General features: G+C 64.0%; 17 protein-coding genes and 1 pseudogene. 2 read left to right on the top strand and 16 right to left on the bottom strand.

The window, feature by feature from the left end; genetic code table 11:
* Positions 1 to 40: 40 nt before the first annotated feature.
* The 10 genes from RH90_RS07665 to RH90_RS07620 form a co-directional block, all read right to left on the bottom strand.
* Positions 41 to 937, bottom strand: a complete 897-nt coding sequence (locus tag RH90_RS07665) for a hypothetical protein (RefSeq protein ID WP_010184897.1) — start codon at positions 935 to 937, stop codon at positions 41 to 43.
* Positions 906 to 3,419 carry a fimbria/pilus outer membrane usher protein gene (locus tag RH90_RS07660; protein WP_157134551.1) on the bottom strand — a complete coding sequence of 838 codons (2,514 nt, stop codon included), beginning with the start codon at positions 3,417 to 3,419 and terminating at the stop codon, positions 906 to 908. Before RH90_RS07660 ends, RH90_RS07665 begins: the two co-directional genes overlap by 32 nt.
* Entirely contained in the window at positions 3,400 to 4,152 is a 753-nt protein-coding gene (locus tag RH90_RS07655; RefSeq protein ID WP_010184894.1) for a fimbria/pilus periplasmic chaperone, read from the bottom strand. The genes RH90_RS07660 and RH90_RS07655 overlap by 20 nt, the downstream gene beginning before the upstream one ends.
* Positions 4,153 to 4,237: 85 nt before the next feature.
* Positions 4,238 to 4,699 (bottom strand): hypothetical protein, encoded by a 462-nt coding sequence (locus RH90_RS07650; protein ID WP_010184892.1) that lies wholly within the window; start codon positions 4,697 to 4,699, stop codon positions 4,238 to 4,240.
* A gap of 99 nt (positions 4,700 to 4,798) precedes the next feature.
* The gene (locus tag RH90_RS07645) at positions 4,799 to 5,413 is read right to left on the bottom strand and encodes a helix-turn-helix transcriptional regulator (protein ID WP_157134550.1); all 615 of its coding nucleotides are present in this window, start codon (positions 5,411 to 5,413) and stop codon (positions 4,799 to 4,801) included.
* Between the two features lie 24 nt (positions 5,414 to 5,437).
* Positions 5,438 to 6,088, bottom strand: coding sequence for a pyridoxal-phosphate dependent enzyme (locus tag RH90_RS22055; protein WP_269724305.1), 651 nt, complete (start codon positions 6,086 to 6,088; stop codon positions 5,438 to 5,440).
* Positions 6,089 to 6,320: 232 nt separating this feature from the next.
* Entirely contained in the window at positions 6,321 to 6,458 is a 138-nt protein-coding gene (locus tag RH90_RS23380; protein ID WP_157134549.1) for a hypothetical protein, read from the bottom strand.
* Between the two features lie 258 nt (positions 6,459 to 6,716).
* Entirely contained in the window at positions 6,717 to 8,306 is a 1,590-nt protein-coding gene (locus RH90_RS07630; RefSeq protein ID WP_010184888.1) for an efflux transporter outer membrane subunit, read from the bottom strand.
* Positions 8,307 to 11,495 (bottom strand): efflux RND transporter permease subunit, encoded by a 3,189-nt coding sequence (locus tag RH90_RS07625; protein WP_010184887.1) that lies wholly within the window; start codon positions 11,493 to 11,495, stop codon positions 8,307 to 8,309.
* A 6-nt stretch (positions 11,496 to 11,501) separates the two neighbouring features.
* Positions 11,502 to 12,689: an efflux RND transporter periplasmic adaptor subunit gene (locus tag RH90_RS07620; protein WP_010184886.1), complete on the bottom strand. Its 1,188-nt coding sequence runs from the start codon at positions 12,687 to 12,689 to the stop codon at positions 11,502 to 11,504.
* Between the two features lie 102 nt (positions 12,690 to 12,791).
* Here RH90_RS07620 and RH90_RS07615 point away from each other — a divergent pair, with 102 nt between their 5' ends.
* Together RH90_RS07615 and RH90_RS23375 are read left to right on the top strand one after the other, a co-directional pair.
* Complete coding sequence (locus RH90_RS07615; protein ID WP_232280328.1) at positions 12,792 to 13,418, top strand: TetR/AcrR family transcriptional regulator; 627 nt, start codon at positions 12,792 to 12,794, stop codon at positions 13,416 to 13,418.
* Positions 13,419 to 13,737: 319 nt separating this feature from the next.
* Positions 13,738 to 14,016: a hypothetical protein gene (locus RH90_RS23375; RefSeq protein WP_157134548.1), complete on the top strand. Its 279-nt coding sequence runs from the start codon at positions 13,738 to 13,740 to the stop codon at positions 14,014 to 14,016.
* A 648-nt stretch (positions 14,017 to 14,664) separates the two neighbouring features.
* Here RH90_RS23375 and RH90_RS07610 read toward each other — a convergent pair.
* The 6 genes and pseudogenes from RH90_RS07610 to RH90_RS24215 form a co-directional block, all read right to left on the bottom strand.
* A pseudogene (locus RH90_RS07610) lies at positions 14,665 to 15,273 on the bottom strand (magnesium and cobalt transport protein CorA); the annotation flags it as partial.
* A gap of 27 nt (positions 15,274 to 15,300) precedes the next feature.
* Positions 15,301 to 16,611: a diaminopimelate decarboxylase gene (lysA, locus tag RH90_RS07605; protein ID WP_010184883.1), complete on the bottom strand. Its 1,311-nt coding sequence runs from the start codon at positions 16,609 to 16,611 to the stop codon at positions 15,301 to 15,303.
* A 47-nt stretch (positions 16,612 to 16,658) separates the two neighbouring features.
* Positions 16,659 to 16,919, bottom strand: a complete 261-nt coding sequence (locus RH90_RS07600; protein ID WP_010184881.1) for a hypothetical protein — start codon at positions 16,917 to 16,919, stop codon at positions 16,659 to 16,661.
* Positions 16,916 to 17,125 carry a hypothetical protein gene (locus RH90_RS23905; protein ID WP_198283393.1) on the bottom strand — a complete coding sequence of 70 codons (210 nt, stop codon included), beginning with the start codon at positions 17,123 to 17,125 and terminating at the stop codon, positions 16,916 to 16,918. Before RH90_RS23905 ends, RH90_RS07600 begins: the two co-directional genes overlap by 4 nt.
* Before the next feature lie 1,493 nt (positions 17,126 to 18,618).
* On the bottom strand, positions 18,619 to 19,953 hold the full coding sequence (locus RH90_RS07585; RefSeq protein ID WP_232280327.1) for an outer membrane beta-barrel protein: 1,335 nt from the start codon (positions 19,951 to 19,953) through the stop codon (positions 18,619 to 18,621).
* 434 nt (positions 19,954 to 20,387) lie between these two features.
* Positions 20,388 to 20,591, bottom strand: coding sequence for a winged helix-turn-helix transcriptional regulator (locus RH90_RS24215; protein ID WP_010184878.1), 204 nt, complete (start codon positions 20,589 to 20,591; stop codon positions 20,388 to 20,390).
* Positions 20,592 to 20,872: the final 281 nt, after the last annotated feature.

The following is a 20,872-nucleotide window of genomic DNA, read 5'->3' as shown; positions in this document are numbered from 1 at the left end:
CATGCCCCCTGAATCTTATGGCCGAAACAGCCCTATCAAATCAAGGCGACACCTCGATCGAGACAGTGTCGCTGTAGCGGCCCGCCATCGCGCCGCGGACGTCGCCGATCGTCACGTCGATCGGGAAGGCGGTGCCGGCGATCGACAGCGGCGCGGTGACCTCGCGCTGCTGCGGCGCGGAAAGGTCGAGCGCCACGCCGTCGAACGCGAGCTGATAGCCGACGCGGTATCGGGCATCCCCCTCGTTGACGAGCGAACCCCGGTGTTCGGACGAGAAGCTGAGATGCGCCAACACATTGGCGCGAACCTGCAGGAACACCCTGCGCTGGGCGCCCGTCGTGAGGATGCCGAAATCGATCGTCTGCGCCTGGCTGCCCGAATCGAACGTCCCCACCACGCCCGCGAGATTGGCCTGGGCGCGGGCGACCGAGCGCAGGATCAAGGTCCCACGGCTCGGCACGGTCGATCCGCTCGACAAGGTCGGGGCCGCGACGATGTCGAGCGGAATATCGCCGGGGGGAACTACGCCGTCCTCGCTGGAGACGAGGCGCCACAGCAGATCGGCATGCGGCGTGTCGGGCGACAGATGGACCCGGACGCTGTCGGGGCTGCCCGTGCCATGCACGGCGGCGGTTTCGCGCAGTTCGCCGCGCAGCGCGATGCTGCGCCCGCCGCTGTCGAACCGGAACTCGCGCAGGGGCGATCCGCCCGCGTTGGTCAGCGCGATGATCGTGTCGCAGGTGTCGCCGTCGGCCAGGTCGACGCTGATGCCGAGCGATCCGTTCGCCGATCCGAGCGCGAACGGATCATAGGCGATCGGCGACGAGACGATCGGGCCGAGCCGCACCGCGCACGCGCGCGCATCGCCCGCCGCGACGACGAGCGCGAGCGCGCAGAGCGCGATCCTAAGGAGCCGTGGCGGCGAGGCGACCCACATCCACCAGTCCTTCCGATTTTGCAGGGATGGTGATCCGCGCGACTTCGGTACCGCCGATCAGCAGGAGATAGGTGCCGGGGCTGAGGCGATCGATCGCGAAGCGGCCTTCGGCGTTGGTGAAGAACGGGCGGGTCAGCCGATCGCCGCCGAGCTTGCGCGCCTCTGCCGAGAAATTGGCGAGCGGACCCGACGGGGCGACGAGGAAGCCGAGCGCGACGCGCGAGGCGTCGGAGCCCACCGCGACGCGATACCCCGACGCGGCGCCGGGGAAGGCGAGCAGCCGTCCTTCGCCGAGATCGTATCCGACCGGGAGCGGATCGACGTCGTAGCTGTGCTCGACCGGGCTGAACACCCGGTTGAAGGGCACCAGCGCCGAGCCCAGCCAGTCCTGCCGCCCGACCAGCAGACCGCTCTCGTCGCGCACCGTGACCTGGGCGTTCGCGAGCGTCGCATGCCGGTCGTAGATCGCGAAGCCGCCGAAGGGTGGACGCCCGATCGCCACCGCGCCGTCGGCGAAGCCCGCAAAGGTCGTGAACCGCACGCGTGTCTCGTGGCTCGGCGTGATGGCGGTCGTGGTCGCGAACACGTCGCTTTGCTGGACCCCGGCGATGAATCGGTTGCCGAAATAGCGCGCTTCGCCGGCGAGCCCGATCGCGCCGTCGCTGCGGCGCACTTGCAGCCGACCGGAAAGATCGCCGACCTGGTCGACCGGGCTGCGATCAATCTCGGCGACGATCTGGCTGCGGTTGCTGTCGCCTTGCAGCGATGCCGTCACGCGCCGGCTGAGCCGCAGCGAAACACCGAGCAACACGCGCGGCCCCCACGCGCCGCCGCCTTCGCGCTCGATCCCCGCGGTCCCGGTGAAAACGAGGCGTCCGCGCGACACATAGCCCGTGGCTTCGACACCGTCGCGCTGATCGTTCGCGCGCGATCGCCCAATGCTCGCGGTCAGCCCGAGCCCGAAATCGGCGCGACGATAGTCGATCCGCCCGTCGATCCGCCACGCCGTGTCGTTGAAGCGGCCGTTGCGGTCGAACGGCGATCCGAAACGCGACGAATAGCTGTTGGCCAGCATCGTCAGGTTCCACGTTCCCCCGGCCCATTCGAACGTCTGCAGATAGTCGAGGCTGAACGCCTGGCCGCCGCGTCCGTCGATCCGGCTCGCGGCGGCCTGCGCGCGGAACAGCCCGATCGGCGTGCCGACCACCGCTTCGCCGGTCAGCTGCCAGTCGCTCCCCGCCGTCTGTGCGCCCATGCCGAGCGTGACGACGTCGCCGAACCCGTGGCGGACATAGCCGGTCAGCGTGAACGGCCCGTCATACCCGCCCTGGTTGGACGTCTGCTTGCCGATATGGAAGCCGAAGTCGGTCAGCCCGCCGGCGAGCATCGCGGTGGCCGCAAAGAAGCTCGCGCTCGCCAGTTCACGCCGGCCGAATTGGTCCTCGATCAGCAGGCGCACGTCGTTCGCGCCGAATTGCGACGACAGGTCGGTCAGCTGATACCGGCCGGGATCGACGCGCAGCCGCCGCGTCTCGACGCCGTTGGTCTCGACGATGATCGTCGAGGCGCGCTCGATCGTGACGAAACCCCGCCCCGAAGGGCGGATGTTCTCGAACGGTCGGATCCCGGCATAATCGCGCGCGATCCCGATCCCGAGAAGCTGCCCCGCACCCTGGAAGCCGGTCGCGGTCGAGGTGAATTCGCCCGCGACCGCATGGATCGCCTTTGCGAACCAGTCATAGCTCAGCCGGGTCTGTTCGCGCTCGAACGTGTAGCCGCCCACGCGCTCGGTAAACGTGCCGCCCCCGCGCAGCGTCAGCCCGGGAAAGGCGCCGACCGTGACGAAGCCGTCGGCGCTCAGCCGGAACGGCGCGCGTCCCGCATCGGGGCCCGATTCGATGAAGGTCTGATCGGCCGCCAGCGCGACCCCGCCCGCAAAGCGCGCCTGCGGCTGGAACATCTCGGGGCGGGGAATGCCGATCCCGCTAAGGCTCAGATTCTGCAGCGTCAGCGCACTGGTCGGCGCGGTGACGTGAAGCTCGAGCGCGGCCGAGTCGAAACGGACCGCGAGCGACGAGACGCTCAGGTCGGAAGCCTTGACCCGCGCGCGTCCGGCGATCCGCAGTCGCAGCGCCGCGATCAATTGCGGATCGAGCAGCGGCGTCAGCAACCCGAGGAAGCGCTTGGCGTCGACCGTCCCGTTGCCGATCAGATCGGCGCTGACGTCGATCTCCCCGATCAAGCGACCGTTGAGCAACAGCGGCGCCTCGAGATCGACGGTCGGCCCGGGCGACGCGCGCGGCACGTCCTGCCCACCGGTGACGGCGTCGTCGAACAGCGCGGCGATGGCGGGCAGCTCGATCCGCGGCGCGACGGCGGGCGCCGCCGACAGCGCGCGCGGGGCCGTCAGCATCGCCGCGGCGAGGCCTGCGCGCAGCACGGCGGTGGAGCGCAGGCGGCGATCATTGCATCGCATTTCCATGGTTGGTCCCCGGCTTTGGCAAAACCAGCCGGGCAGGCCCTCGGATCGTATCGGCGAACGTGAAGTCGCGGCTTGCCCCCGGTTCGATGAAGACGGCATCGCCGTACCGCACCTTCTCGTTGGGCAGCTGCTCGATCTTTCCCCCGCGATCGATCATCCAGCTGAAGCGGCTGAGATCCGCGACTCCCCTGCCGCGGTTGGTAAGTTGCCCGTGCAGCACGCCTGCGGCGTCGGCCGCGAGCTCCTTGCTGACGACCAGATCGGACTCGATACCCTTGGGCTCGACGATCGCCGTTGTGTTGAAATGGAGCGCCACGTTGAGCCGCGTGGGCGAGGACGTGGCGGGATCCTCCTTGGTGAGCGTCACCGTATTGGTCTGGTGCACCCGCATGACATAGACTTTCCCGCGCTGCAGGTCGGGCGAGCCGACGTAGCGGATCTGGACGAGCTGCGATTTGTCCGGGGCGACGCTCGCCTGCGGCGGGAAGATCAGGAAATCGCGCGGCGCGGGCGTGAACATGCGCTTGCCCGCGACATCGGCGGTGACCGCGAAGGGCTGGACCTCGACGTTCAACAGCGTGTCGTGCGTGTTGTTGACCATCAACCGCGTCGTGCTGCCCGATCCCGTCGGCGTCAGGTGGTAGGTCATCGGCTGGACGCTGTAGGCATCGGCGGTCGGCAGGCACATCGTGATACCGGCAGTGGCGAGTGCGAAGCGGGTCCAGCGGTTCATACAAATCTCCGGATGGGTGGAAAAAAGCGGGCGTGACCGCTGCGCCCCAACGGCCTGCAGCGCAGCGGTCGACGCCCGCCAGAGATCACGCGATCGTGATGTCCCAAGTCTCGCTATAGGCGCCAGCGAGGAAGGGCTTCGAAAGCAGCGTCACCGAAAAGTTGCCCGGCAGGCCGGCCGCGAGGTTCGCGTCGGGGGCGCCGACCGGCGAGCTCACCGGTGCGCTGGTCAGGTTGAGATTGTTGAACGGCAGCAGATTGCCATCCAGGTCCATCGTCATGGTGTAGTCGACCTGCGTCGCGGACGGGCCGGCGAAATAGCCGTTCTGCGCATCGACGGTGACCGAGTGGTTGCCCGCATTGTTGCAGGTCAGCACGACGCCCGCGATGTTCTGGATCGTGGTCTTCTGCGGATCGAACGCGCGCTGCGTGACATCGACCTTGCAGACCGAGGGGATCGTGCCGGTCGTGGTCAGGCCGGCGGCGTTGGCCGAGCCGGCGACGACGAGACCAGCGAGCGCGGCGGGGATGGCGTAGCGAAGTTTCATGATGCTCTCCTGTTGGGTGAAGCGTCGTCTGAGTGACGACGCAACAATAGTATCGGTTAGCAGCATATTAAAAACGCCAAACGGGGTTATTCCGTTTGATCAGTGATGGTCCTGATTAAACATTGCGATGTTCAAAGCCGCCTTGATGACTTCGGCGGTGCTGTGGACATTCATCCGCGCGAAGATCGAACGGATGTGCGATCGCACGGTATGGACCGATATGCCGAGATCAATTGCGATTTGCTTCGGGCTATCGGCGCGTAACAGTCCCTTCAGGATCGGAACTTCGCTCGCCGACAGGTGAAAGGCGTCCGCCGCGGGGCCCGGATCGATGTCGCCATCGAGTCGGATGTCGTGGAGCGTCAGCAGCAGGCTGTGCGTCGGGCTGAGCGAGGCGGGCGTGACCGAAGCGGTCAGCCAGCGATTCTCCCCCAGCGCCGTGACGAGCCGCCGCCGCCAGCGCTGTTGTTTGGCAGCGGTCATCACCAGTTCCGCCAGCGTCTCGGTCGCCTCCGCGGTACCGAGTCGCAGGCGATTGTCATGGCCGATGCGGAGGCGTCCGTCCGCCACGAGTTTGTGAGCCGCCGAATTGGCGTATCGGACCGTGAGGTCGCGCGTGATGAGCAGCTTGCATTCGGGATCCAGCGCGAGCCAAAGGGCGTCATGCGGTGGCGGACTCGACTCCGACACCATGGTGGTCCGTTGCAAACTCACCTTAAATCTCCCCCCAGAATGCCGTTACCGATCGGCTGTGTGGGAGCTATCCGAAGCGCTTGCATCGGTCATCCGGTGCATCCCTGAGGTAAAAACCGGAGACGGGCGGCGGCGTTGCGCAAGACATTCAAACTGCGCGTTTAAGGGGAGTGGAGCCACCGGGCAGGGCCTGCCGCGGCGGGGGGTGGGGGCGACCGCCGGCGCGATCCGCGCCGATTGCGGAGGCGACCTTCGCGCCCCGAGTCGCTCGTGGGTGGCCGAAGCGCGTTCCACCAGTCGTACCGCTTCGAACATCGCGTCGGTCGGCACGCCATAGCCCTCGCCAAGTTGGCCGTCCGTGACGACGATGTCGCCCTCGACAAACTCCCAAGTCCGATCGATGAGCGCCAGGGTCCGCACGGCAAGTTCGGTGGTGACTGCCCGCGCCTTTTCGACTGGGGCAAGGACGATGAACGATTCGATCCGGTCGGGCTCGTCTCCGGCCGCCCTCAGCCCTGCGGCCAAGCCGACGTGCGTGCCAGAGCTACCGTTCGGGACGACGATCCGTTCAAAGCGAAGCCCTAGGTCCTGCTCTTGCGCCATTATCTCCTCTGCACACACAGCGTAGCCAAGGCAGCCGAGCGGCGAGGAGCCACCGGAGCCGACGACATAAGCAGAGACCGCGCAGGCTGGTATCAGTCCCGTGCTCGTCGTTATTCGCGATCGGGGTCTCCTGTGATTGGGGCACAGGCGCCCCCAGTTTCTCCGCGATCCGCGCTACCTCGTCGTCGGTCGGCGGCTCTGGCAGCTCCTGTGCCGCAGCAGAACATCGTCGAGGGTGCCGGGTGCGGTGCCTGCGATCGTCTCATCAATCGCGCGCTCGTTGGCGCCGTGAGTGATCTTCTCGCGCGTCACGATAACCTCCGACTCAGGCGAAGCCGCCCAATTTCTCGGCCTCGTCACCTGGCAGTCCATGATCGGTCGACTCATCTGGCAGGCCGATACCCGGCTCCGTCGACATGTCATCAGCGTCAGGCTCGTTACCCGGAATGTGGTTCGGGTTCATCGCTCATCTCCTTCGAGAAGTGGTAACGCACGAACGCGTGGAAAAACCGCAGCGGCGGCTCGACGATCGCACCCGGCCTCTCGGCGTCCAGCCGCAGCACCACGACATTTTCACCTCTTCCACGAGTTGATCGTCGCACGTTGGCGGTCGCCCCGATCCCAGACCGTCACAGCCGGCTCACGCCCCCTGACAGCGGTTATTGGTCATCTCATATGGCGGCTTTTGGACGCCTCGCATCGATCATTGGACGGCTGGTAGTTAAGGGCGCTGAACCCCCGCAGTCGTCCCAACACGAGAGATCCCGTCCAAGCCTCCCCCAAGGGACCGATACAATTCGACGAGGTTGCTTCCCCTGTTCAGGCGGGTCGTGACGAGCTGCTGCTGTGCGGCATACGCCGTACGCTGTGAGTCGAGCGTGGTCAGGAACGATTCCACACCGGCTCTGTAGCGCGCATCCGAGATGCGCAGCGCTACGGTTGCCGCATTCACGCGTGCTGTCTGGGCTGCGATCTGTTCGTCGATCGTCCCGCGCTGCGCCAAAGCGTCGGCCACCTCGCGAAACGCGGTCTGCACCGATCGCTCGTAGGTCGACAGGGCAACCTGCTGCTGCGCACGCGCCGCGGCGAGATTGCCGCGCAGCCTCCCGCCGTCGAACAGCGGCAACGAGACCGCCGGGGCCGCGGTGTAGGTGAAACTTCCACCCGAGAAGAGACCACTCAAGGCGGGGCTGATCGTGCCAACGGCCGCGGTGAGCGAGATGCTCGGAAACAAGGCGGCGCGTGCTGCACCGATATTGGCATTTTGCGCAATCAGCTGATGCTCGGCCTGCAGCACGTCCGGACGCTGTCGCAGGACGTCCGACGAAAGATTGGCGGGCAGCGCGTGCAACGCCACGTCGCCATTCCCCAAATTCGGTGGCAGCATGTCTCCCGTGACCGGCGCCCCGACCAGCAGGTCGAGCGCGTTCTTGTCCTGCGCCAACCGCGTCCTGAGAACCGCGATGTCGTTGCGCGCGCCCTGATAGGTCGTCTCAGCCTGTCGTGCTTCGAGTTCCGACGCGACCCCGATGCGGAACTGCGCCTGCGTCAGCTCGAGCGATTGCTGGAACGAGGTCAGCGACTGCTGCGAAATGCGGAGCTGATCCTGGTCCGACGCATAGGTCAGCCATGCGGTCGCGATTTCGGCGATCAGGCTGATCCGGGTCGCGCGCTGGGCTTCTTCGGTCGCGAAATACTGTTCGAGCGCCGCCCGGCTGAGGTTGCGGATGCGGCCGAACAGATCGATCTCATAAGCGGATACGCCCAGATTGACCGAATAATATTCGAGGTTGGACGAACTCGCTCCGACCCCCGCCCCTATTCCCGTGCCGACACCGGTGCCGCCGCTGCCCGTCCCGGAACCACCGGTTCCCACCCCGGATCCCGTTCCTGTCCCGGTACCAGTACCCGTCCCGGTTCCGGTCCCTGCCGCGCCGCCAAGCGCTCCGGTCGCGCCTTGAATGTTGTTGGTGTAGGTCGCCGAGCCGGACACGCCTACCGTGGGCAGCAAGTCGGCCCGCTGGATCCGATATTGCGCGCGCGCCTGAAGCACGTTGGCAGCCGCGATCCGCAGGTCGCGATTGTTCGCCAAACCCAGCGCGATCGTGTTGCGCAGCCGGTCGTCGGTAAAGAATTCGCGCCACCCGATCTTGGTCAAGTCCGGGGCATCGGTTGCCGCCGTCGGGTAGACGCCCCCCTGCGGCAACGCCGCGGGGACAGCGCCGATCGGCCTCACGTATTTCGGCGCGAGATTGCACCCGGCCAGTGCCGCGGCTCCCAACAGGCCGAGGACGATCTTGCTATGCATCATTCAGGCTCCCTGCGGCGCGGGGTTCGACCCGGGCTCGCCATCGTCACCATGCCGATCGTCCGTTACGGGCTTTTGCGCCTTGTTCCGATCGAACAGGCGCATCACCACGACGAAGAACATCGGGACGAAGAAAATTGCCAGCACCGTCGCCGACAGCATGCCACCGACCACGGCGCGGCCGATGGCGTTCTGCCCGCCCGCGCCCGCGCCGTTCGAGATCGCCAGCGGGAACACGCCGAAGATGAAGGCAAAGCTGGTCATCAGGATCGGTCGAAGACGGAGCTTTGCCGCCGCGACCGCTGCGTCGAAAGCGCTCAGGCCTTCGCGCATCTTTTCCTCCGCAAACTCGACGATAAGGATCGCGTTCTTTGCCGAGACACCGATCGTCGTGATGAGGCCCACCTGCAGATAGATGTCGTTGTTCAGACCGGTCAGCGTGGCGGCGAGCAATGCGCCGACGACACCGAGCGGAACCACCAGCATCACCGAGATCGGCACCGACCAACTCTCGTAAAGTGCCGCGAGACACAGGAACACGATCAGCAGCGACAGCGCGTACAACGCCGGCGCCTGCCCCCCGGACAGTTGCTCTTCGTAACTCAGCCCCGTCCAGTCCAGCCGCGTCCCGGGCGGCAGCTTGGCCTGCATGTCCTCGACCGTCTTGAGCGCAGCGCCTGACGACACGCCGGGCGCCGCTTGCCCGAGGATCTCCATCGAGGGCTGACCATTGTACCGCGTCAGCTGGGTCGGTCCCTGCTTCCAGGAAACGTCCGAGAAAGCGGTGAACGGAGCCATGTTGCCACTCGCGCCGCGCACATACAGACTGCCGATATCTTCGGGCGCCATGCGATATTTTGAATCGGCCTGGATGTAGACTCGTTTGACACGGCCGCGATCGATAAAGTCGTTCACGTAGGACCCACCCCAGGCCGTCGCGATCGTGCTGTTCACCGTTCCGAGATCGAGGCCGAGCGCGCCGGCCTTGTCCTGATCGACGTTCACGCTCAGCTGCGGCGCATCATCCAGCGCGTTGGGACGGACGCCGACGAGCGACTTGTTCTGGGAGGCCATGCCGAGCAGCTGGTTTCGCGCGGCCAGCAGTCGATCGTGGCCTAGGCCGCCTTCGTCGACGAGCTGGAGGTCGAAGCCGGTGGCATTACCCAGTTCCTGAACCGCCGGCGGGATGACCGCGAAGATGAGCCCGTCGCCATATTTCGAGAACGCACCCATCGCCCGGCCAATGATCGCCTGCGCCTTGTTCTTGGCGCCCGGACGATCCTTCCATTCTTTCATGGGAATGAAGGCAATACCACTATTCTGGCCCTGGCCGGCGAAGCTGAAGCCGTTGATCGTGTAGACGCCGCGGATCGCCGGACCGGCATCGCTCAGGAAGTGATCGCGCACGAGATCGAGCCCCTTCTGGGTCCGTGCAGACGTCGCCCCTGGCGGTCCCTGGACCAGCGCGATCATCACGCCCTGGTCCTCGTCGGGCAAGAAACCCGTCGGCAGGCGCGTAAAGAGAAACACCAGGCCGGCGAGGATAAGCGCATACATGATCAGCGAACGACCCCAGCGTCGCGCGGTTGATCGCACGCCGCGTTCATAGCGCACCTGACCGCGATCGAACTTGTCGTTGAACCAGCGGAAGAAGCGCGCCAGCGGACCATTGCCCTGCCCCTTGTCGGGATCGTGTGGCTTGAGGATCGTCGCGCACAGCGCCGGCGTCAGGATCAGCGCGACCGCGACCGACAGCGCCATCGCCGAAACGATCGTGATCGAGAACTGGCGATAGATGACCCCGGTGGATCCGCCAAAGAACGCCATCGGCAAGAAGACCGCCGCCAGCACCACGGCGATGCCGATGAGCGCGCCGGTGATCTCGTCCATCGACTTGCGCGCCGCCTCTCGCGGCGAGAGATGCTCCGTCGTGATAAGTCGTTCGACGTTTTCGACCACGACGATGGCATCGTCGACGAGCAAGCCGATCGCCAAGACCATGCCGAACAGGGTCAGCGTATTGATCGAATAGCCGAAGGCGGCGAGCACGGCGAAGGTGCCGGTCAGCACCACCGGCACGGCGATCGTCGGGATTAACGTCGCGCGCCAATTCTGCAGGAACAGGAACATGACGAGGAAGACGAGGACGATCGCCTCGGCCAGTGTTTCGACCACCTGCTCGATCGACAGGCGAACGAACGGAGACGTGTCGTACGGGAAGATCACCTTTACGTCCGGCGGGAACTGTTTGGCGAGTTCGTTCACCCGCGCCTTGACAGCGACCACGGTATTCAACGCGTTGGCGCCGGGCGCCAATTTGATGCCGATGCCCGACGCAGGCTTGCCATTCCACTGCGCGGAGAAGGCGTAATTTTCGGCACCGATCGCAACACGAGCGACATCGCCAAGCCGCACGACCGACCCGTCGGTTCCGCTCTTCAGGCGGATCTTCGCAAACTCCTCGGGCGTCGTCAGGCGCGATGCGACCGAGACGGTAGCATTGAGCATCTGCTCCTTGGGCGCCGGTTGCGCACCGATCTGACCGGCAGAGACCTGTGCGTTCTGCGCCGTGACCGCAGCGGTCACATCGCCGATCGTCAAAGCGTAATTGTTGAGCTTGATCGGATCGACCCAGATACGCATCGCGTATTGCGAGCCGAAGATCTGCGTGTCGCCGACACCGGCCACGCGCGACAGCGGATCGGCGATCTTCGAAGCGACGATATCGGCAAGATCGTCGGCGTCATGTTTGCCGTTTTCGGAATAGAGCCCGACGAACAGCAGGAAGTTCTGCGTGGCCTTGGCGACGATGATGCCTTGGCGCTGCACTTCCTGCGGCAGCAACGGCGTCGCCGCCTGCAACTTGTTCTGCACCTGCACCTGCGCGATGTCCGGATCGGTGCCCTGTTCGAACGTTAGGGTGATCGTCACCGTGCCAGCTGACGAGGAAGAAGACGAGAAGTAGCGAAGGTGGTCGATCCCCTTCATCTGCTGCTCGATGATCTGGGTGGTCGTGTTTTCCAGCGTCTGAGCGTCGGCGCCGGGATAGTTGGCGGTGATCGAGACCGCCGGCGGCGCGATCGCCGGGAACTGCGCAATCGGCAAGGTCCGCAGCGACAGGATGCCGGCGATGAGGACCATCACCCCGAGCACATAGGCGAAGATCGGGCGATCGATGAAATAGCGTGACATGGCGGCTTACTTGGCCTGTGCCTGCGCGTTACCCTGCGCCGGAGCGGCTGCAGGTTTCGCGTTGGGATCCCACGGCTTGCCCTGGACCGGCATGCCCGGGCGAAGCATCATTCCGCCCTCGACGATGATCTTGTCGCCGGGCTTGGTCCCGCCGGTAACGAGCCAGTTGGTTCCGATCGCGCGGCTGGTCTGCAGCGTGCGCACCTCGACCTTGTTCCCCGCGCCGATCACCATCACGGTCGGCTGACCCTTCTCGTCGCGGCTGACCGCGCGCTGTGGCACCAACATGCCATTCGACTGAGTCCCCTCGACGAGCGACGCGCGAACGAACATGCCCGGAAGCAACAGGCCGTTGGGATTGGGGAACAGCGCGCGGATCACCTGCGAGCCGGTCGTCGGATCGACAGTGACGTCGGCAAAACGCAGCGTTCCCTGCGGACCATATTCGGTGCCGTCTTCGAGCTTTAGCTTTACGTGCGCGTTGCCATCGCGGGTCAGCTGACCGCTGAGGATCTGCTGGCGGAGCTTCAACAGATCGGCGCTCGACTCCTGGATATCGACATAGATCGGATCGAGCCGCTGGATGGTGGCAAGCGCATTGGCCTGCGACGCCGATACCAGCGCGCCGGTCGTGAACGCCGAGCGGCCGATCCGCCCGGTGATCGGCGCGCGGATCGTCGTGCGGGCCAGGTCGATCTGCGCGGTCCTGAGGGCCGCCTGCTGCGCCGCGACATCCGCCTGCGCCTGCGCGGCGGTCGTCTGCGCGTTCTCGAATTCCTGGCGGGCGATCGCATTGATCTTGACGAGCTCGCCGTAGCGGCGGGCAAGCGCGGCGCTCGAAGCGATGCCGGATCTCGCCCGCGTCAGGGCGGCCTGGGCGCTCGCCACCTGCGCCTGATACGGGGCCGGATCGATCCGATAGAGCCGCTGCCCCTTATGCACGACGTCCCCTTCGATGAACAGGCGCTCGAGGATCAAACCATTCACCTGCGGGCGCACGTCAGAGGTTTCGAACGCTGCGGTGCGGCCGGGAAGTTCCGTCGTCAGCATGATCGGCTCCTGGCGAACCACGACATAGCCGACCGGCGCAGGCCCCGGTGCCGCTTGCTGCTGCGACTTGCCGCCGCCGCACGCTGCCAGCGCGAGCAAGCCGCTTGATGCCAACACCCAGCTGATCAGCCGATTGGACGACATAAATTTTCCCGCTTGAAAAAAAGTGTGAGAGCGATCACTCACGAAGGGCTCCGTTAGGCCCGCCGGTTGAGCGCGTCAACAAGCATGAGAGAGGTTCTTCACGTGTCGATTGTCGAATGCCAGCCCGTGTCGCGCGCCGAAGCGCGCCGTGATCATATCAAGGGGGTGGCGCGGCGATTGTTCGTTGAACACGGGTTCCACGCTACAGGTATTGCATTGATCGCAAAGGAATCCGGCGTAGGCGTTCAACAGCTGTACCGCGATTTCCAGGCGAAGGAAGATATCGTCGCGGCGATCGTCGAGGCCGACTGCAAGCAGTTTGCGGACCTGACGACGCTGAACACGGCATTGAGCGAGAACGACCGTGCCGGCATCGTCAATTGGCTGACCTCCGCGAATTGCCGTAAAGACGAGGACAGCGATCGGCTTTTTCTGGAAATCGCATCCGAGGCATGCCGCAATCCCCGCATAAACGTCATATTCAATGATATACGGGAGATGATGTCCGACAATATAAGCCGTGCTTTTGCCGGACTCCAATCGAGCGAGACGGTGCGCGATGAGCATCGAGTCCTTGCAGAGGCGTTCATGATAATATCCGTCGGCTCGGTTTTTACCCACGCTCTTCATGGTAGCGACGTCAGAATTGCGAGTGAAAGGCTCGTCAATTGCCTGATAGATAAAGACGTTTGCCGCGAATTTAGCGATCATGTCGGGATCGACGGCTAATCGCTGCGGCACCTACTCAGTATTGGTGAAACCGCGGTACGCGGCATGCCCCTTAAGGTCGGCCTGATCTTGTCCGACCGTTATGGGCTATCCCACAGGAGGCGCCGCTGGGGTCGTCAGCCTTCCACGGGTTGCCGAGCCTCACGGAAGCGCGCTGTAGGATACTGCCGGATCCCCACCGATCCTGCCATAAAGCGATGGCCGCTGCCGGGCGCTGCGACGGCGCCAGAATTTACGAATTTCCTACGCGAACAGCGCCAAATCCGTCGGGAGTTTTTACGCCGATTTCTGTCAGTGTCGTTCTTCGACAGGGGACAGAATGAAACAGCCTTCGTTACATGATTTTGACGTAAAGGTTCGGTTGGGTGGAGCAGCTTTGCTTCTGCTGGCGACGTTGTGCCTTTTCTCCCTGTGTGCAAACCGCGGCAATCCAGATGCCCAGCCGAGTGCTTTCGAGTTATGTGTGGCGCTCGTCGCCGTCTGTTCCGGCTGTGGCGGTGCAGCCTTGGTCTTTGAAGGCCGTAGCGTGTTCGAGCCGGCTTCGGATCCCCGCACCCGGCGCAACGTGCATGGCAACGAACCACGCGAAAACCGATGAAAGCCCATCAAAACAGCCCGGTCACTGGATTGACTTCAGATTTGACCACCTCCGAAGGAATCGACCCTTTACTTGCTGCAGCGTCGGAAATGGGCATGTCCCGCATGGGCATTGCAACCGTGATGGCCTACCGGACCGTTCTGCAACGGGTGCCAACCTTGTGGCCCGACCAAGGTCGGGTATGATCGGCGTAGTGCCCGTGGCCGCGATTTTGCTGTTTGGGCTATTGGCCTGCATTGCAAGCCTATTGCTGGGTTTCAGGCCCAGTAGCCGACGCGCGCGTCCCACCCGCATCTCCAGGCATCGCCGCGCGCTACCACAAGCGAGAACCTCCAGGCACCCGAACGAAATTACATAGCGATAACATATGGATGGATGGTCAGCGCTTTCACTTTTCCCTATCTCGTCGTTTGCATCATCTTGCGGCTAGCGTTGCTGCGCCAGACCGCCTCGCACAAGCTGATGATAGCCAAGATTGATGTGCTCAACTAATCGATCGATCTGATGGAACGGGTAGGGATCGCGGCAATGGATCGGCGCCGCGCCAGTCGCACCCATAATGTCGCCCCAGACGCTGAAACGACGGTCTGGCAGGGGTAGTAGGCCTCGGCAATGAGCTGCTGCGGCGGTAATCTTCCGCATTCATCCTTACAGCCATTTGAGCTTGCGAAACCGGACATAGAGCAAGCCACATATGACGAAAATCGCGCCAAGAATCGTAAAATAGCCATAGTGCCAGCGCAGTTCGGGCATGAACTCGAAATTCATCCCATAGACGCCGGCGATCGCAGTCGGCACCGCGAGGATCGCCGCCCAGGCGGCGAGCTGGCGGGTGATTGCACCGGTGCGCTGCTGCTCGATAAGGTTGCCGAACTCGAACACCGAGGTCAGCACTTCGCGCAAGCCGTCGACCATTGTCTCAACCCGCCGTGCGTGGTCGAACACATCGCTGAAATACGGCGTTGCTTCCGGGCCGATGCAGGGAAGATCGGTGCGCGCGAGCTTGCGCGCCGCTTCCTCCATCGGGACGAGAATGCGCTGGAAGCGGATCAGTTCGCGGCGCAGCGCGAAGATCCGGGCGATCTGCTGGCGATCGAGGAAGGTATCGAGGATCCGCGTTTCCATAGCCATGACCTCGTCCTCGATCGCGCTGACGATCGGCAGATAGCCGTCGACGACAAAATCGAGAATCGCATGGAGGACATAATCGACCCCTTGGCCGAGCAACGATGGCGCGGTCTCGAGCTGATCGCGCAAGGGACGACGTATCGTGTCGCGTTGCCATCAGGCGGCTCTGCGCTGCGAGACAGGGACTGATACGTATTCGTCGTCGTGCGTCATCCAAAGCGGGATATGCTGCGCGGCAAGCATCGCCTCGGGCTCGATCCGATCGGCCACTACCGCAAAACGCCCTTCATCGACCAACACTTCGGGCACCAACGCGCGACAATTGTAGGTCGAGGCCATCGTCGCGCCATACGCCCCCGCGGTGCGGAACACCGCCAGATCGCCGGCCGATACGGCGTCGATGTCGCGCCCCATCGCGAAGGTGTCTCCACTTTCGCAGACGGGGCCGGCGATATTGGCGACCATGCGCGCTCCCGTGGGGCGGACCGCGACGAAATCATGGAACGCATCGTAGAGTGCCGGTCGCGCGAGATCGTTCATCGCGGCATCCACGATCACATAGGGGGCGACCGCGCCGGGTTTCACCCAAAGCACCTCTGTGAGCAGGACGCCGGCCTCGCCAGCGACGAAGCGGCCCGGCTCGAACATCAGCGTCACGTTCCAGTCGCAAGTCGCTTGCGCCACCATCGTTCCATAGGCCGCGGCGCTCGGCACGACATCGCCCGGCCGATACGACAGGCCGAGCCCACCGCCGAGATCGACATGGGTAATGGCGTGGCCGGCCGCACGCAGCTCCGCCACAAGCCTCCCAACGCGCGCATAGGCCAGCTCGAGCGGATCTAGATCCGACAGCTGGCTGCCGATATGGATGGCGACCCCGCGCAGGGCGAGCCCGTCGAGCTTGGCGAGGCGCGCATAGATATCGACCGCATCATCGATCGCCACGCCGAACTTGTTCTGTTTGCGGCCGGTCGAGATCTTGGCATGCGTTCCCGCATCGATATCGGGGTTCACCCGCAAGACCGCCGATGCCCGCTGACCCCGCGCGGCCGCCATCGCGGCAAGCACGACACCTTCTTCCTCGAGCTCGAGATTGAACTGGCCGATCCCGGCATCGAGCGCCGCTGCCAGTTCGCGCCGGGATTTGCCGACACCCGAAAAGATGATGCTGCTTGCCGGCATCCCCGCCGCAAGCGCGCGCAGCATCTCTCCTGCCGAAACGATGTCCGCGCCATAGCCTTCCTCGGCGAGCAGTTTGAGCACCGCAAGGTTCGGATTGGCCTTCACCGCAAAGGCGAGATGCTTGCGCGGCACCGGCGCAAGGCCAGCGCGAAACGCGCGCGCCGCGGTGCGAAGCGCAGCCGTCGAATAGACATAGGCCGGAGTGCCAACCGCGGCTGCGATTGCGGGCAACGGCACATCTTCGGCGTGGAGGACGCCATCGCGACATTCAAAGGGGAGAGACATGAGGATTCCGGTTTAAAAAGGGTGCTCTATCGTTTCTCACGGGCGGGTCAGGCGTAGCCGTCACCGGAGCGCCGGCGGCGGCGGTCATGGATCGCTTGGGCGAGCATACGATGTCGGCTCCGCTCGACGCGCAGCGCCGCGGAAACGCGCCTTCCTTGCACGATCAGGGCGAGCCCAATGAGCGCCATGATGAACGCGATCACGCTCAACCCGGCGTGCGTGCCGGCGCCGTCGGCGATCCGTGCGGCGACCGCTACGACGACAAGCGCGACACCAAGGCTGCGCCACGCAAGATCACGGTGCGTCATGCCGCATGCCCGATGCGGTGTGGGTGATCCGCAATCAAAGCGTGCCCGGCGCGAGCCGCCACATGTTCGGCGCGCTCTATATCTGCCTGCTTCTTGCCCTTGCAGCCGTGCCACAGCACAATGTCTGCCGGGAATCCGCTTTCCTCGCACAGCGCGGCGATCGGCTCGCCCCGCTCGAAGGTGATACCGATCGCGGGATCGCGCATCTGGTCCGCCGCCGCGCAGGCGCGACCGAGCAAGGCAGCGAGCGCAGCTGCAACCTCGGGCCAGCGCGGGTCGCGACAGCCGGGGCGGCATGTGGCCGCACTGCTGTGCTTCCGCGGCACAGGGTTGTTGAGCATCGGTCCATCAATCGTATGGTCAGCAGCATAGGTCATCGATCGGCGTCCTCGATCCAGCGTGAAAGGCAAGCGCGCACCATCAGGCAGCCTTTCGACAATGGTGCGCTGTTTCCCATGGCTGGACCGGCGCGAAGGAGATCGTGGGTATTATCGGCGTCGCCACCATCACGATCGTTGCGCCGGGGAACCCGTGTGCTTCGCTGCGTGCGAATCCCACGGCGGCAGCGCGGGAAACGAAGCGGCCCTCGAGTTTGCCGCCATTATCCTGCACCAGCCAGTGGCCGGCGCAATCCTGTCCTACGCGGAATATCGGGCCGCTTTGGTCGGGTTCCGGGTCGTCTGGCGTTGTCATCGTATGCTTCCTCAAGCTGACCATTCAAGAAATCAGGGACCGCGGGCGGCGCCGAACAGTGCAGCCTGCGGCGCTCGAAACGCCGAGCGCCAAATTGGTCATGGATCGGATGGCCATGCGGTTATCGAATTAGGCCTGCGCTGCGTAAGAGCGCGATGGCGTTTCAGCGCGATTTTCGTAGAAAGAGCATAAAGTCGCGCCGCTTGAGAGACGCGAGCCAGGGTGAACGGCACGGGACGCGCGACGATTTCGCCTCTCGCCAAGCCGTCGGTATCGCCGCCAAAAGCCGGCCAACGGTTGGCAACATTGCGTGCGTTACGTGCCTGCGCGCGGCCTGACGTTTCCGCGACCTTCATCGATCCGACCATACCGACGGGCGCTTGGCGTTAGCCGATCACCATGTGGCGATCCGGGCGTGGTCCACCACAGTGGCGTCGCGTTATTGATCATCGGGACACGCTCGGCCCGCGCGCCGCAAAGTCATCTCAGGGACAGCCCGACATCGGCTTATCATGTGAGATCCGTTCGGACGGCAGCCCGATGAACTCGGGCGACAAGGAATGCGGCTAGCGTCGCACGACCAGCGCACGATGCGGGCGCAACTCTTCGACTAGGAGTAACGGCTACACCGTCGTGATCGGGTTTATCTCCGCTCTTTGCAATTTGGCGCCGAAGCGCGGCGCGTGGGCAAGCGCTCTTCCAGCCGTCGCGCAAACGGCAGCCCCCGACGAGCAGCAGTAAGCCAAGACTTGCAAAAGCGAGCGCGGTTAGATTGATCCCCAAGGTCAGCCCTATCGCTGAGGGCCAAGCATGAAGAAGCGCACCTTCGCGGCAGCAGATCGTGGCCCCTCCAGTCGCGAGCAATACGAAGACGCCGACCAAACGATGCAGCACATCACGGCGGTTCATTGCGGCCTCGATTTGCGGGCGTTAATGCCAGCGTGCAAACGATCCGGTGCATCAGACCGGTTGCGCGGCGCCCCAGACTGGCGCGCCGCGCTGTCGGTCAGAACAGAAATCCGGTCTCGAGCAAGCCGCGAACCTGGTCGCGCTTGTTGGAATCTGCGCCGAAGCCAGAACCGGGCGCGAGCTTGCCGATCCGGGTATAGGAAACTTCGCCACGGGCGAAGAAAATGCCCTTCTGATAGGTCGGCGTGAAAGTCGCAGACCATGCATCGCTATGGGGGCCGTAGAGCAGGTTGGTCGGCACGCAATCCGTCGCCAGACCGCAATCATCACCCGAAGATTTCAGATATTCGCCGCGTGCGGCAAGCGAAAATCCCTTGGCGAGCGTATATTTCGCCAGCAAAGCACCGCCAAAGGTTTCCGCCGAACGGTTGAGGCCAAGCGCGTCATCACGGTCGACGCGATTGTATTGCAGATACGGCGTCAGCGTCAGCGGCCCCTTGGCGTAGGTGTAGATTATGTTGAAAATGCTCCCGTTATTCTGGGCAAGCGGCGTCGCATAGGAGCTACGCCGCGACCGCGAGAAGCTCCCCGCACCGATCACCGTGAGCGTGTTCGCGCTGTCGAATGCATACGAGGCGGTGCCCGAGATCCAGTTGAACTTGCCCGAATAATAGCCGTCGTTGAGCGACACCGCAGCACTCAGCTTGCCATGTGCATAGTTGACCTGCGCGCCGCGACTGATCGACGGCTCCTGATTCCACAGCAGGCCGCGTTCGACGTTCATATTCTGAAACGTGAAGGTCGATTCCGCACCGACCATCGTCGGCAGGAAGCCTGCAGTAATCGAAAGATCCTTGCTGAGCACGGCCTTGGCATAAGCCACCGGGACCGGGCCGAAGAGCAAATCCTGTGCCTTGCCCGAACGCAGATAGGACGTGCCGAGCGCGGGCAGGGAATAGGCGCCAGCCTGCACGTAGAGCTGCAGCGGACCCGTCGTGGTCTGGATCTCGACCTGCGCGTTGGACACGTCTGCCGCCGTGTCGGAGTTGACCGTGCCGGGGGTGCTGGTCACATGGCTTTGGGCCAGTGCGATGCCGCTGACTTGCCCGGTCACGGTCACGTCACCGAACGGTCCGGCATTCACGACGATTGGATGGGCGTTGGGGGCTAGTGGCCCCGAGAAACCAGGCGAAGCAACCGGGTCGGCCACGGCTGACGACGACGCGAAGAGCAGGCCGCAGCTGCCAGCAAGCGCGAGACCGCGGAGGTCGAGCGCTTTGCGCGAGCCGCGTGCCTGCATCGGTAGAAGACGAAAACTCACGTGCAGAATCCTTTTTCGATGTCGATGCACGGCGCGGTATCTATCCCGCCATAAAGATTCGTGAGGGAATTCAGGTGGTTTGAGTAAAAACCGCGTATGAATGATGGGCATCGTCGCATCCTCGACGCGGCAGTATTCGAGCATGCGGGGCGATCTACTTTAGCGTCTTGAAGCAAATAATCAGACGCCGGTGCGAGTGCGGGTCCTCGGGCCGGTTCGAGGGCCAATCAAGATCCAAGAACACGAAACATCGACGTGCAGTAGCTTTCGAGTTCAGGCGCCACAGGCTCGCATGTTCGAGGGTAAGCACTTAGCTTCCGAAGACAGGCATGCGTCGGTTCGGTCGCGAGACGCAGCGCAACTACCTCCCGTGATGTCTGGAGGTTCGCGACATTCCTAGGGCGTTCACCTAAGCGGGGGGCAGATCGAGATCGCATCCGGCCCGTTTATGGGTTCACGACCTAACTAAGGCGCGTGAGGCTAATAAAGAGTTCTGTAAATACGCGCCTCTTCCATGCCGCCGCCGCGTACCGCTCTATTGTTTATTATCGTTTGAGATCGTAGCGCACGCGCGCGCCATCGATCTCGTCCCAGTGCGTATCGATCCATCCCGTGAGCTTAGACAGCGCGGGCAGCATCGACAGTGCCAGCAGGGTGAGGGCATATTCAACACGTGGGGGCACCTCAGCATGCACTTGTCGCCGAACCATGCCGTCGCGTTCGAGATTGCGCAGGGTCACGGTCAGCATGCGTTGTGAGATGCCCCGGATTTGCGCCTCGATGTCGGACGATCGTACCCAGCCCCCTCCCCTCGCGCCAACAGAATGAAGGTCAGGTAGGTCCACTCCTGCCCCATACCGCCTTCGTGACACCGCCCGGGGTGAGCCCGATGCCCTTCGTTCCCGCAGCGCTGACCCACATTTTCGGCTTCGGCCTTCCGATAGCGCTGCTCGTGCGGCGAGAGAACGCCATTACGTGATCCCGGCCGGCAATGTCCGAACGCAACGGTTCCGAGCCTCCGCTTTCGCTC

It is taken from the genome of Sphingomonas sp. PAMC 26605, assembly GCF_000241485.1.
Lineage (GTDB): Bacteria > Pseudomonadota > Alphaproteobacteria > Sphingomonadales > Sphingomonadaceae > Sphingomonas.
The sequence above is the reverse complement of the archived record's forward strand: the minus strand, read 5'-3'. Positions and strand labels throughout refer to the sequence as shown.